This window comes from Ornithinibacillus caprae, assembly GCF_009728145.1.
In the GTDB taxonomy this organism is placed as follows: Bacteria; Bacillota; Bacilli; order Bacillales; family Amphibacillaceae; genus Ornithinibacillus; species Ornithinibacillus caprae.
The window spans coordinates 494,874-508,664 of sequence record NZ_WOCA01000001.1 but is presented as its reverse complement, the minus strand read 5'-3'; the positions used below and the strand labels follow the sequence as shown (position 1 = coordinate 508,664).

The 13,791-nt window shown below is 34.1% G+C and carries 13 protein-coding genes; 1 reads left to right on the top strand and 12 read right to left on the bottom strand.

The annotated features are described in order from the left end of the window. Positions 1–30: 30 nt before the first annotated feature. The 12 genes from nth to GMD78_RS02585 form a co-directional block, all read right to left on the bottom strand. Positions 31–687 carry an endonuclease III gene (gene nth / locus GMD78_RS02640; protein WP_155666844.1) on the bottom strand — a complete coding sequence of 219 codons (657 nt, stop codon included), beginning with the start codon at positions 685–687 and terminating at the stop codon, positions 31–33. 3 nt (positions 688–690) lie between these two features. Next, positions 691–1,374: a DnaD domain-containing protein gene (locus GMD78_RS02635; RefSeq protein WP_155666842.1), complete on the bottom strand. Its 684-nt coding sequence runs from the start codon at positions 1,372–1,374 to the stop codon at positions 691–693. A gap of 165 nt (positions 1,375–1,539) precedes the next feature. Continuing rightward, positions 1,540–2,832, bottom strand: a complete 1,293-nt coding sequence (asnS, locus tag GMD78_RS02630; RefSeq protein ID WP_155666839.1) for an asparagine--tRNA ligase — start codon at positions 2,830–2,832, stop codon at positions 1,540–1,542. Positions 2,833–2,868: 36 nt separating this feature from the next. Next, positions 2,869–4,053 (bottom strand): pyridoxal phosphate-dependent aminotransferase, encoded by a 1,185-nt coding sequence (locus GMD78_RS02625; RefSeq protein WP_155666837.1) that lies wholly within the window; start codon positions 4,051–4,053, stop codon positions 2,869–2,871. Between the two features lie 16 nt (positions 4,054–4,069). Next, a complete protein-coding gene (locus GMD78_RS02620; protein ID WP_155666835.1) occupies positions 4,070–4,606 on the bottom strand; it encodes a cell wall elongation regulator TseB-like domain-containing protein in 537 nt (178 codons plus the stop codon). A gap of 320 nt (positions 4,607–4,926) precedes the next feature. After that, positions 4,927–7,683 carry an ATP-dependent DNA helicase DinG gene (gene dinG / locus GMD78_RS02615; RefSeq protein ID WP_155666833.1) on the bottom strand — a complete coding sequence of 919 codons (2,757 nt, stop codon included), beginning with the start codon at positions 7,681–7,683 and terminating at the stop codon, positions 4,927–4,929. A 118-nt stretch (positions 7,684–7,801) separates the two neighbouring features. Then, entirely contained in the window at positions 7,802–8,788 is a 987-nt protein-coding gene (locus tag GMD78_RS02610; RefSeq protein WP_343042071.1) for a biotin--[acetyl-CoA-carboxylase] ligase, read from the bottom strand. Next, positions 8,764–9,933, bottom strand: coding sequence for a CCA tRNA nucleotidyltransferase (locus GMD78_RS02605; protein WP_343042070.1), 1,170 nt, complete (start codon positions 9,931–9,933; stop codon positions 8,764–8,766). The genes GMD78_RS02610 and GMD78_RS02605 overlap by 25 nt, the downstream gene beginning before the upstream one ends. A gap of 55 nt (positions 9,934–9,988) precedes the next feature. Next, positions 9,989–11,104, bottom strand: a complete 1,116-nt coding sequence (gene bshA, locus GMD78_RS02600) for an N-acetyl-alpha-D-glucosaminyl L-malate synthase BshA (protein WP_155666829.1) — start codon at positions 11,102–11,104, stop codon at positions 9,989–9,991. After that, entirely contained in the window at positions 11,101–11,517 is a 417-nt protein-coding gene (locus GMD78_RS02595; protein ID WP_155666827.1) for a methylglyoxal synthase, read from the bottom strand. The genes bshA and GMD78_RS02595 overlap by 4 nt, the downstream gene beginning before the upstream one ends. Before the next feature lie 41 nt (positions 11,518–11,558). Beyond that, positions 11,559–12,359 carry a 4-hydroxy-tetrahydrodipicolinate reductase gene (gene dapB, locus GMD78_RS02590; protein ID WP_155666825.1) on the bottom strand — a complete coding sequence of 267 codons (801 nt, stop codon included), beginning with the start codon at positions 12,357–12,359 and terminating at the stop codon, positions 11,559–11,561. 24 nt (positions 12,360–12,383) lie between these two features. Next, entirely contained in the window at positions 12,384–12,722 is a 339-nt protein-coding gene (locus GMD78_RS02585) for a nucleotide pyrophosphohydrolase (RefSeq protein ID WP_155666823.1), read from the bottom strand. A gap of 195 nt (positions 12,723–12,917) precedes the next feature. Between GMD78_RS02585 and GMD78_RS02580 the strand changes: the two genes are divergently transcribed. Then, the gene (locus GMD78_RS02580; RefSeq protein WP_155666821.1) at positions 12,918–13,790 is read left to right on the top strand and encodes a YitT family protein; all 873 of its coding nucleotides are present in this window, start codon (positions 12,918–12,920) and stop codon (positions 13,788–13,790) included. Position 13,791: the final 1 nt, after the last annotated feature.

Below are 13,791 nucleotides of genomic sequence, written 5' to 3'. Positions count from 1 at the left end.
GGATATTCTTTCAAGAATATCCGCCTTTTGTTAGCTTGCATTTTCTTTTTTCATTCTCTTCTGCCCTTCCCTACACACTTCTAATAATGGGCATTCCGAACAATTTGGATTTTTTGCTTTGCAGTGATAACGGCCAAAGAAGATCATCCGATGATGCGTAACGCTCCATTCGTTCTTTGGTACTTTTTTCATTAGTGTTTTTTCTACTTCTAGTACTGAGTCTTTCCACCTGCAGATCCCCAAACGTTTGGAAACACGTTCAACATGTGTATCTACTGCAATGGCTGGTTCACCAAACGCTACTGAAGCAACTACATTAGCAGTTTTTCTTCCTACTCCTGCTAGTTTTTCTAATTCAGCCTTAGAACTTGGTACTTCTCCACCGTATTCATCAAGTAATACGTTGCATAGCTTTTGAATGTTCTTTGCTTTGTTGCGGTATAATCCAATGGAACGAATATCATTTTGAAGTTCTTCAAGCGATACATTTAAATAATCTTCTGGTGTTTTATATTTCTTAAATAAATCTTTTGTCACCTTATTCACTAAAACATCCGTACATTGTGCAGATAATAATACAGCGATTACAAGCTCAAATGGATTGGAATGGGTTAATTCACAATCTGCATTTGGAAACATTTTCTCCATTTCATCTAAACAAAATCGAATTTGTTTTTTATTTAGCATTTGTTACTCTTCCCCTTCTAGCCAGTTATAATAAAAGGAAGTATCTCTCTCCTTTTTAGTTTCTTGATTGTAGGATGGGTTCTTCCCATGAAAATTCTTACTAGCTTCTCGTGCTTGTTCTACGGTGTGGATTCCTTTTCTTTTCCATTCACGAAGGATACGATCAATATATTTAAAGTTTAATTTACTCATTAAAACTGATTCTCTAAGTCCAGCTTTTATCAATGCAGGAGATATTTCATCTTCATCTAGCCAGGTATTTATTGTTTCAATTTCAAAAGGTGATAATGGCCTTCCAAACTCCTGCTCAAATAGAATAAATAAGGTGCCTTCTAGCTGCTCTTCCTTTTTTTCTTCTTGTATAGAATAAAGCCTTTCCCAAAGTGGTTCTAATGAATAAGCTTCAGACAATTGGTTTTGCTCGTTTTCAAGCTGCTCAATCGTTAATATACTTTTTTGCATCAATTTCCTTAAAATTTTAGCGCAGTCTTTCTCCTCAATTGTTAAATAGGATGATAATTCACTTGGTGTTGGAAAAAAATTGTTTTGATTAATAAAGCGATATATTTGAATAATTACCATAAGCTCTGTCTCATTTAGGCCTAATTTATGATAAGACGTAATAAGTTTTTCTGGAATTGATAGTTGATTTAGCAATATTTGTTGAATTGGTATGGTTTTTGTCATATGCTTACACCTCCTCATTAGTATAGCATGTTCTACCTATTTATCGAACAATAAAATCCCTCGCATATTTCATTGCAAGGGATTTTATATGAAGTAGAAATAATAGCTTTCTGGACTATTTTTAAACTAGATGGTAACCAGATAAGTAACGTTTCTTACTTTTTATTAAGGATATAGACGGTTAAGTAGACGAGGAAATGGAATTGTTTCACGAACATGGTCAACTCCTGATAACCAAGCAACTGTTCTTTCTAATCCTAAACCAAATCCTGAATGTGGCACACTTCCATACTGTCTTAATTCTAGGTACCATTTATATGCGTCTCCACTGAGTCCATGTTGTTCATATCTTTCTTTCATTAACTCTAAATCATTAATCCGTTCCGACCCACCAATTATTTCACCATAGCCTTCCGGTGCAATAAGGTCAGCACATAAAACAACTTCTGGTCTTTCAGGATGTGGCTGCATATAGAATGCTTTAATGTCCGCTGGATAATTTGTAATAAATACTGGTTTATCAAAGCTCTCAGCAATTGCGGTTTCATGAGGAGCACCAAAATCTTCTCCCCACTCTATATCTGTAAATCCTTTTTCCTTTAATAATTCAATTGCATCATCATAGGAAATTCTCGGGAAAGGTGCTTTTATATTTTCTAGCTTCGATGTATCGCGACCTAATGTTTCTAATTCTAATTTACAATTCTCCAATACGGATTGAACGATAAAGCTTACATACTGTTCTTGAATTTCAAGACTTTCTGCATGTTCAACAAAAGCCATTTCAGGTTCAATCATCCAAAATTCAATTAAATGTCTACGTGTTTTTGACTTTTCTGCACGGAAGGTTGGACCAAAAGAGAACACCTTTCCTAGTGCCATTGCAGCAGCTTCCATGTACAACTGACCACTCTGTGATAAGTATGCTTCCTCTTCGAAATATTTCGTGTGGAACAATTCTGTTGTTCCTTCCGCGGATGACCCCGTTAAAATTGGTGGATCTACCTTTACATATCCGTTTTCATTGAAGAACTGATATGTTGCACGTATAATCTCATTACGAACTTTCATGATAGCATGCTGTCGTTTCGAACGAAGCCATAAGTGACGATGATCCATTAAAAACTCCGTACCGTGCTCCTTCGGTGTAATTGGGTAATCAACTGCTTCATGGATAAGTTCGATCGTTTCTACTTGCATTTCATAACCTAATGGTGAACGGGAATCTTCTACAATTTTCCCTGTTATGTACATGGATGATTCCTGAGTTATGTTTTTAGCAAGATTAAATATTTCTTCTTCAACGTCGTTTTTAACTACAACTCCTTGCATAAATCCAGTTCCATCACGTAGTTGTAAAAATGCTATTTTACCACTTGATCGTTTATTAGCAAGCCATGCACCAATTGTTACTGTTTGTCCTTCATATTCTGATACTTTAGCGATTGTCGTTTTCAAAAATATTACCTCCAAAATCAGTTATTCATTTTTAAATTAAGCTTGATGTTTTTCAACAAAACGTTTGATTCTTGCTGCTGCTTCAATTAGCTGCTCTTTTGAAGTTGCATAGGATAATCGGATATTATTTGGTGCACCAAATCCAGAACCAGGAACGATTGCCACCTTTTCTTCTTCCAATAATGCAGCAACCCAGTCATCTACTGTTTTAAATCCATTATTTTTAACAGCTTCAGTTACATTTGGGAACAGATAGAAAGCGCCTTTAGGTTTTAAGCAAGTAATTCCAGGAATTTCTTCTAATAAATCATATAATGTATTTAACCGATCTGTAAACACTTTTCTCATTTCAATCGTTGGATCTTTCTCTTCTTGATAGGCTGCTAAAGCTGCATACTGTGCAATAGATGTCGGATTAGAAGTTGAATGTGATGCTAAATTGGTCATTGCATTAATAATCATTTCTGGTCCCGCTGCATATCCAATACGCCACCCAGTCATCGCATGTGATTTAGATAAACCATTAATAACAACGGTTTGAGCCTTCAGTTCATTAGAAAGCTGTGCAATTGATATATGTGCATCATCTGTGTAAATTAACTTTTCATAAATTTCATCTGAAATAATTAAGACATCATGTTTTAAACACACTTCCCCTAATTGTCTTAATTCATCTTCACTATACATCATACCTGTTGGATTACTAGGTGAATTTATGATTAATGCCTTTGTTTTTTCAGTAATGGATGTCTCTAACTGACTCGGTGTTAATTTAAAATTATTTTCTTCCGTAGCTTCAAGGATTACAGGTTGACCTCCAGCCAACTTTACTTGCTCTGGGTAACTTACCCAATAAGGTGAAGGGACAATTACCTCATCTCCATCATTAAGTATAACCTGAAATAACGTATATAAAGCATGTTTAGCACCAGTCGTTACAATAACTTCCGTTGGCTTATACTCCAGTTGATTATCATTTGAAAATTTTTGAATGATTGCTTGTTTAAGATCGGCTACTCCACCTGCTGGAGTATATTTGGTTAATCCTTGGTCCATCGCATTTTTCGCTGCATGAAGTATGTACTCTGGTGTATTGAAGTCAGGTTCACCAGCACCTAGTCCAATAACATCATATCCCTCGAGTTTTAATTGTTTTGCCTTGGCAGTAATAGCTAAAGTTGTTGAAGGTGTTAAGGTTTTAACCCGATTTGAAATATGCATTATGATCTACCTCTCTCTATTTGAATGTTTTTCTTAAGCGTAGCTGTTCATACCGTGAACCATCGTGCATTGACACATAATCAATGACGTAACGGTCTGAATGGTCTTTATAAGTTAGTTCCCATAACGGAGAATCTTCTAAAACAGCAGGGGTGATTTTTATAAGATCACAATCTTTACAATCATTTTCCCATTTTGTTTTTATGGATTGATACGACATAATTTCATCTTGATCAAGAATAATCAATTCTTCTTCCTCATCAGATAAAGGAACAAAAATAATTTGTTCCATGTTTTCTTCCGTTAAACCCGAGACAACATGATAGGATGTTTCACCATGGAAACGATTTATAACCTCAATTTCAACAATATCAGTTGTTTGCAGTACCTTATTTCTTGTGTGGTCAAATCCCTCTGTTTTATTGTTAAGAATAGCTTGATAAAAGAATACACTATAAACAATAACAATGATAAGTAACAGTATAAGTACTAAAAAACTCCATTTAACCCATGACGGGGTTATACGACGTTCATATTTAAAATACTTAATCATGATTTAACCAATAACAGATGAGTATTATTGATGAGATCTTGAAGCTTTAAGCACTTAACATTTATTAAATATTGAACCATTATTTTACCCTCCACTAAAAGCTGTTTCTTTTATCATATATTGTTAATCATATAATGCAATTGTTCGTCCATACTAAAGATACGTTGAACAAAGTAAGATGAAATACACTAATAATATAGCCAGCATTAGAAGTATTTGGTCTTGTTTTTTACTTCAACAAAATTTCTCCTAATCCATACCATTCCATTTTACAATACTGATGCAATTACTGCATCAGTATTTTTTTCTTCAGAGCTTAACTAAAACCATTTTTTTGCTTGTTCCATTAATTTTGCCGTAGATTTATGTGCAATTGGAACATCTGGTATGGAATCAGTAAAATATTTTCCGTAACTTGCTTTTACTATACGTGCATCACATACAAAGACGATTCCTCTGTCTGTAGCCGAACGAATCAGCCTACCAAATCCTTGTTTAAATCGTATTACTGCATTTGGTAAAGCTAATTCATAAAAAGGATTTTTTTTATGTGCTTGTAAATAATTTGCCTTTGCTTCATAAACCGGATGGTGTGGTGGCTGAAATGGTAAGCGGACAATCATCAAACAAGACAGATCATCACCTGGAATATCAACACCTTCCCAAAATGAACTAGTTCCAAATAAGATAGCTTGATCAAAAGTTTGAAAATTTTTCTTTAATCGAGATCTGCTACCACTTGTTATTCCTTGAGCAATCAGTACATATTCATCGACTACCATCATTTCTCTAATTAGTTCATATGCTCGTTTTAACATATCATAAGATGTAAATAAGATCATCATTCTTCCATTTGTAATTTCTGCTAAAGACAATATAGCTTCACATGTAGCAAAAACAAAATCATCGATATTACTTGTTTTAATATCAGGAAAGTCGTTTGGTACCATCAATCTTACTTGATCTTGATATGAAAACGGCGATTGTATTTTTTTTGTAACTAAACGGTCTAGAGGTACGCCTAATCGCTGTTTGATGAAACTAAAAGAATTTTTCATTGTTAATGTTGCGCTGGTTAAAATAATGCTTTCTTTTTCCCGAAAAAATAATTTCTCCATTGTTTTAGAAATATCTCTAGGTTCACTGTAAACATAAACTGCATTTTTAGCACCATTTGCTTCTATTTCGATCCAATTAACAAAGTCCTCTGTAGAATTGTATATAAATAAATGTTGGAGCTGTTCGACTAAAGTTTGTAACTTTTTAATACTGCTGATCAGATCGGTATCATCTTCTTGTGCTTTTTCACCTATCTGAGTTAGAAAGCGAATTTGCTCTTTACAATAAAAAATAATTCTATTTGTCATTTCCTTAATAACATTCCATTTTTTATTGCCAAAATCTTCTTCAGTAAATCGATATTGAATCCGTCCAATGTCGCTATGCGCATGTTTATTTGCTTGATTTACTAGCACATATTTAAATAATGTTCGAAACAAATCATCTACTTCATATTTTGTTTTTGATAATAGGTCATTCCAACTTTCTAATGATAGCTTGTCCGTTATAGAAATCTCATCGATCCATTTATCCGCATTTATTGCACCGATCCGATTAAGGGTATGCTGTACATTCACATAATCTAATTTCAATCCATAATGACGAGAAGCGGTTTCTTCTAAATGATGCGCTTCATCAATAATGATTTTTTCATACGTTGGTAATAATTGATACTCATTAAAAATATCACTACATAATAATGCATGATTTGTAATTAGAATGTCTGCTACCTGTGCCTTCTTTCGTGCAAGATGGTAAAAAGAATATTTTGTTGTAGGTACGCTACCATTTTCTTTTATATCTGAGCTTATTTTTTCATAAAATAAATACCCACTTGATGGTAAATGTAGTTCATCAATATCCCCTGTGATCGTTTCTGTTAACCAAACTAATATCATAGCTTTTGTGAGTGTTACATCGTAGTTATCTTGTTGATTATCTCTTAATGTTTTTGCGAATTTATCTACATCGATATAGTGTTGTCTACCTTTTAATAGCGCGACATTTATCGGAAAAGAGATCAGTTTTTCGATCATGGGAATCTCTTCTTCTAATAGTTGAGCTTGAAGCTGCGTTGTATAAGTACTAATCATAATACGTTGATTCTTTTTCTTTGCTTCATAGACTGCTGGCAATAAATAAGCGACTGATTTCCCCGTTCCTGTTTCCGCTTCTATAATAGCATGTTTTCTCATCTGAAATGCATCATAGATGTATTCGGACATCTCGCGTTGACCTACTCTTTTTTCATAGTGATGTAATACTTTTTCCATTGTTCCATTTGGTTCATATATTTGATCTAGATATTCACCAAATGGTTCTACTGGTAATTCCTCTGGATCTACATCATAATCTATAGAACGAATCGCTAATCCTTTATATGATTCGAAAAAAGAATTCCCAGTTGTTGTAAACATTAAATGATCCTGTTGCTTCTGAAATAGTTCGAATACATCAGATTTTAATGTTTTTTCCAACTTTATCAAGTGTTTTATCGTCTCTAACGGGAGTGATTGAACCTTTTGCTTCAGTTTTAAAAACAAGTTTGCGGTAACATAAGCATCTGAAAGCGCTCGATGCGGATCCTCATGAGTAATCTTAAAATACTCCGCTAGCTGATTTAATTTATAACTAGGAGCTTGCGGAAATAATATACGAGTTAATTCTACGGTATCTAGAACCGGATTCTTTAATCTATTCATACCAAATAATTCTAACTCTGAATTGAGAAACCCTAGATCAAAAGGAACATTATGTGCAATTAAATAGCTATCTCTAAATAATTCGACAATGTCCCCTGCTACTTCCTCAAAAACTGGAGCGAATTCCACATCACTATCTGAAATACCAGTTAACTTAGAAATAAATGGTGGGATTGGTTTATTTGGTCGAAGTAATGTTGAATATTCATCGATAATGTTATTGCCTTCAATCACAACAATGCCTACTTCGATGATTTGATCATTATTTGTTATATTCCCTGTTGTTTCAAGATCTATGACCACATATCTATCCATTTCACCCCCACCTTTCACATATATTCTCTTTTTATTTTTAACATAATCAAAACTCTTATCAAAATTTTTGATAAGAGTAACTTACTATATACAATGCTATAGGTAAGTTATGATTATGCTAGACTTCATGGAACCAGTCAATCTCAGCAGAATATAATTTTTCAGTTGTTCCATCATTGTTTCTCACAAGTAAGGCACCGTCTTCAGCTATACCTGAAAAAATTGCTGTCCATTGACTTTTTAACGTGCTAATACGTATTGGTTCACCTATTTTAAAACTATAGCTTTCCCATTTTTTCTTTACATGTGTAAACCCATGCTCGATATATTCGTTATATTCCTTTTCAAAGGTCACTAATATTTGTTGAATGAAGTGTTTGATATCCCAATTCCTATTAGTTTCCATTAAAATGGAAGATGCTTTTGCTTGAATATCAGATGGTAGGTCATTATGATTATGGTTTACATTTATACCTATTCCAATAACAACATATTGTATTTGGTCTTGTTCAGCTTGCATTTCGGTTAGAATCCCAGCGATTTTTTTTCCATCCACTAAGATATCATTTGGCCACTTAATCTTTGGTATTAATTCCGATTGTTGACTAATCACATCAGCCAATACACAAGCAGATAATAAAGTTAACTGCGGAGCAAGGTAAGGAAGAATAGATGGTCGCAATATGATACTTAACCAAATTCCTTTATCACGTGATGAATACCAATGACGATTCATTCTTCCTTTCCCATTTGTTTGCTCATCAGCAATGATAACTGTTCCATGCTCCGTATTTTCTTGTGCGATCTGATGAGCAATATGTTGTGTAGATGTCACTACTTCTTTATGAATGATTGTTTTCCCTAACCAGTCTGTTTTTAATCCCCACTGTAACGCATTCTCACTTAAGCGGTCTGGAAAACCAACGATGCGGTAACCCTTTTTCGGAATACCTTCTATTTCGTATCCATCTTTTTGGAGCTCTTTCATATGTTTCCAAATGGCACTACGAGAGATATTTAATTTATCGGATAAAAATTGACCAGATATATATGTATCCTTATTTTCTTCTAACAGATGAATTAATTTATTTCGGGTGGATTCCACTTTATCCACTCCTTTAATATTATTTGATCATTTTCGAGATGACCTAATACAACTTCCTTTTCTAATCTGCTTAATGCTTTCTGAATCCACGGTCCTTTTTTTACATTTGGGAATAACTCAATTAATATGTTCCCGTCAATTTCTAATTCTTTTCTAGAGTGGATTGGAAGTTTTGAATCTAGGTTCTCCATATCTATCTGTGAAACACTGGATGGTGTGAAAATAGTATGAACTAATCTGGTAAATCCACCATAGAAATGATTTGGTAATTGATATACCAACCAAGGATCTAATCCATTGTCCTGAAAATATGCTAATGCCGTAATTAGATGCTGGGCCTCTGTTCTCTCTTTATTCGAACATTTCCATTCTTTTGTCCAAGTTTGTATACTAATCGAAGGCATTTTAAAGTGCAACAGTGCAAAAAATTCTGCTAAAGAACCTAGTGGTTGCAAATTCCTTGGAATTATATCTATGATTTCTGGGTGCTTTGACCATACTGGTAAATAATTATATATTTTCGTCTCATTCAAATAATCAAGTCCTACCCGCACGTGATTTCCACTTAGAAATTTAGTCATTTCATTTGTAATTCGTTCCACAGCAAGATTATCAATTTGATCTTTTACTTGATGGATTGCTGCTAACGTTTCATCCTCAATAGAAAAACCTAATTGACTAGAAAAACGCAGTGCTCGTATAACTCGAAGCGGATCCTCCGTAAATCGTTCGACTCCACTCCCCACTGTTCGAATCACTTTTTTCTGTAAATCTTCAACACCATGAAATAAATCAGTTATTTTTCCATCCTTGTCCATTGCTAATGCATTAATCGTAAAATCTCGTCGTTCCAAATCTTTATCAAGCTGATCAATAAATTCAACTTGATCTGGATGCCTATGATCGGAATATTCACCTTCGACACGGAATGTTGTGACTTCATAAGATTCTTTATTATACCGAACAATAACAGTCCCATGCTCTATTCCAACTGGAATGACCTCTTTAAACAAATTCATTACAGTGTTTGGAGGTGCAGAAGTCGTAATATCAATATCACCTATTGGTCGATCAAGTAGTAGATCGCGAACACATCCACCAACAAAATAGGCTTGATGACCATTGCTTTCTATTATTTCTATCACATCTCGAGCATCCAAAAAGGGACCTTTTAACATGTAATCACCATTTTTCATTGCATTATAAAATTCTATTATATAAGTTTACATATTTATTAACAATAATAGAGGAATGAAAATTATTTTCTGCATATGCTGCAGCATTTTTTGAAAAACGTTCTAACAAACGTTCTTCTTTCAATAATTTCTCTGCGTAAAGAGCTGCCGATGTTGTATCTCCTAATTCCACGATAAAGCCCGTTTCATTATGTTTAATAACCTCTGGAATACCACCTACGTTTGTTCCAATACATGGTACTTCACAGTTCATTGCTTCTAATAAGACTAAACCAAAGCTTTCTTTTTCTGACATTAGTATCTTTAAATCAGAAATCGATAGTAGATCACTAATATTTTTTTGTTTACCTAAAAATAACACACGATCAGTTAATCCTAGTTCCTTCACTAAGTCACAAACATTAGAATACTCAGGACCATCACCGACAAGTAATAATTTTGCATCTACCTGTTGGTTTAGTTTGTAAAATGTGCGAACAACATCATCGACCCGTTTAACTTTACGAAAATTTGAAATATGAATAATTACCTTTTCTCCTGGTTGAATACCATATTGTTGTTTTAGATCGTTTAAATCTTTTTTGTAATATTCTTGCTCATTAACAAAGTTATGTATAACGTCAAGGTCCTTTTCTACACCAAGTCTTGCTTTTGTTTCTTCCACAAGACTATATGAAACAGCACTTACCGCGTCTGATTGTTCAATCCCATATTTAATCATCTTTTTAAATGTATCATCAATACCTAAAACGGTAATATCGGTACCATGTAATGTTGTAACAATCTTCACATCTCTTTTGGCGATGTCTTTTGCTAAAATAGCACAAATTGCATGTGGTATAGCATAATGGACATGAAGGATATCTAATTCTTCACGATCTATTACTTCTGCCATTTTACTTGCAAGTGCTAAATCATACGGAGGATATTGAAAAACCGGATAATGATTCACTTCCACTTCATGATAATAAATAGACGGATAAATACGATTCAGACGAAAAGGAAGACTAGATGTAATAAAATGTATTTCATGTCCTGCTTCAGCTAATAATTTCCCTAATTCTGTAGCAATGATGCCAGATCCACCCACTGTAGGATAGCATGTAATTCCTATTTTCATTTGTCACTTTCCTTTTGTTTATTTATCGTTTTCCGCCACTCAAAATCTCCTCGTTCTAATCCTCGAATGATAATTTCCGCAGCAGCGATATTTGTAGCAAGTGGTATTAAATGGACATCACAAAGTCTCATCAATGCACTGACATCTGGTTCATGTGGTTGTGCAGTCAGTGGATCGCGGAAAAATATAACGACATCCATTTCATTATTTGCAATCATGGCACCAATTTGTTGGTCTCCACCAAGTGGACCAGATTGAAATCGGTGAATAGGTAGATTTGTCTCTTCTGTTATTCTTTTACCAGTAGTACCTGTAGCATATAACTGATGATCCTTTAAAACATATTTATATGCGATAGCAAATTGAATGATTTCAGGCTTTTTCTTATCATGTGCAATTAACGCGATCCTCATATTACTCCCCCTTTTAAGCAATTATCAAGCTACGTTTAATATTAATTATCAAGGATATTTTCAAGTCCGTACACTAAGTCATCGATTTCCATGACCTTCTCCACGGCAAATTTAATTCCCGACATAAATGATTTCCGGTCAATGGAATCATGTTTAATGGAAAGCGTTTGTCCACTACCCCCAAAAATAACTTCTTGATGTGCCACTAGACCTGGAAGTCTTACACTATGTATATGTATACCCTCATCCGTTGCGCCTCTAGCACCTTGCATTGTTTCTTCTTCATTTGGATGGCCCTGTGTTTTAGGTTGTCTATTTTCTTTAATAAGCTCTAACGTTTTAACTGCAGTACCCGAAGGAGCGTCTAACTTTTGATCATGATGCTTTTCAATAATTTCTACATCTGGGAAATAGTTCGCTGCCATTTTAGCAAATAGCATCATTAATACTGCACCAATTGCAAAGTTAGGTGCAATAATACAACCAGTTTGATTATTTTTTGCTGTAATCGTTAGTTCTTCTATTTGATTATTCGTAAGGCCTGAAGTTCCTATAACCGTTCTAATTTTATTTTGTAGAGCCATTGTTGCATGGACAAAACATGCATCAGGGACAGTTAAATCTATGAACACGTCAGCTTCAACGGTATGAAAGCATTCCTCAGGATCTTCGAATACCGGTACCTTTAAATCAGATAAAGCTGGATAATTCCTTATCTTAGCATCCTCGATTTTCCGATCAATACATGCCACTAAATCAAAATTAGACTCATTAGCTACCATTTGTACTGCTTCCGTTCCCATTCTTCCTCTTGGCCCAGCTATTACTACCTTTACTGTCATTGATGTATTCCTCCTATTGTCGTATCATTCTTTTCTAGTCCATCTTTCTTTATCTCGCGTCTCAAATTTTGACATAGCAAGATGAAATGCTTCCGAGAGATCTATATTTAATGAATTTGCAAAACAGGTTAAGACAAAAATAATGTCACCTAGTTCTTCTTCCATTGTTTTTTCTTTTTCTGTAGATTTTTTGGGTTTTTCACCATAATAATGGTTCACTTCCCTAGCAAGTTCGCCGGTCTCTTCCGTTAATCTAGCCATTAAACTTAAAGGTGAAAAATATCCCTCTTTAAATTGAGAGATATAGTCATCTACTCGTTTTTGTATTTCTTCTGTAGTATATATTGGATGCGCGATGGTCATAAACTCCTTTATTAATATTTTATCTACCTTTATGTTAGCTAATAGGATTAATTTTGACAAATTATTTAAACTGAAAGAAACGATTACGAAGGTAAGACAATTCAATATTTAATTGTTCTTCCTAAATAAATTGATTATAATGGAAAAAGTGCAAGATGAGTTACGGGAAGACATGCAGAATTGGAGGGATTTAATATGTATTTTGGTTTGAAGATAAAAAATATCTTTTTCATTATAATAGGCGCTGCAATATTTTCATTTGGAATTGTTCACTTTAATATGCAAAATAATTTAGGTGAAGGTGGTTTTACTGGAATTACTTTACTACTTTATTTTGCTTTTCGTTGGGATCCTGCAATTACGAATATTATTTTAAATATACCAGTACTATTTATTGGATGGAAGTTTCTAGGAAGAAATACATTTATATATACGATTATCGGAACATTAGCTGTTTCGCTTTTCCTAAGTATATTTCAAATAAATCCCTTTCCTACTTATTTACAATCTGATATGACACTTGCTTCCCTATTTGCAGGGGTATTTATTGGTGTTGGTCTAGGTATTGTTTTCCGCTATGGTGGTACAACTGGTGGAGTTGATATCATCGCTAGAATTGTTCATAAGTACGTAGGCTGGAGTATGGGAAAAACAATGTTTTTATTTGATTTTGTCGTTATAGCTACATCGGTATTCACTATTTTAGAGTTAGTAGAAGGAATGTATACCTTAGTAGCAGTTTATATAGGGGCACGTGTAATTGATTTTATTCAGGAAGGTGCATATGCTGCAAGAGGAGCAACAATTATCTCTTCAGAGAGCGATCTAATCGCTGAAAGAATTTTAAAAGATATGGATCGAGGGGTCACGGTGTTAGATGGTAGAGGGAGCTTTACCGGTGAAAAAAGAGATGTATTATATTGTGTAATTGGAAGAAATGAGATTGTGCGTTTAAAAAGTATCATTAATTCTATTGATCCACATGCTTTTGTTGCCGTTAGTTCCGTACATGATGTAATTGGTGAAGGCTTTACATTAGATGAAAACAAAAATCCAATTGAAAAGTAAG

Coding starts and splice junctions, on each gene's coding strand:
- nth (WP_155666844.1), bottom strand. CDS start 687: ATGCTAAATAAAAAACAAATTCGATTTTGTTTAGATGAAATGGAGAAA.
- GMD78_RS02635 (WP_155666842.1), bottom strand. CDS start 1,374: ATGACAAAAACCATACCAATTCAACAAATATTGCTAAATCAACTATCA.
- GMD78_RS02625 (WP_155666837.1), bottom strand. CDS start 4,053: ATGCATATTTCAAATCGGGTTAAAACCTTAACACCTTCAACAACTTTA.
- GMD78_RS02620 (WP_155666835.1), bottom strand. CDS start 4,606: ATGATTAAGTATTTTAAATATGAACGTCGTATAACCCCGTCATGGGTT.
- dinG (WP_155666833.1), bottom strand. CDS start 7,683: ATGGATAGATATGTGGTCATAGATCTTGAAACAACAGGGAATATAACA.
- bshA (WP_155666829.1), bottom strand. CDS start 11,104: ATGAAAATAGGAATTACATGCTATCCTACAGTGGGTGGATCTGGCATC.
- GMD78_RS02595 (WP_155666827.1), bottom strand. CDS start 11,517: ATGAGGATCGCGTTAATTGCACATGATAAGAAAAAGCCTGAAATCATT.
- dapB (WP_155666825.1), bottom strand. CDS start 12,359: ATGACAGTAAAGGTAGTAATAGCTGGGCCAAGAGGAAGAATGGGAACG.
- GMD78_RS02585 (WP_155666823.1), bottom strand. CDS start 12,722: ATGACCATCGCGCATCCAATATATACTACAGAAGAAATACAAAAACGA.
- GMD78_RS02580 (WP_155666821.1), top strand. CDS start 12,918: ATGTATTTTGGTTTGAAGATAAAAAATATCTTTTTCATTATAATAGGC.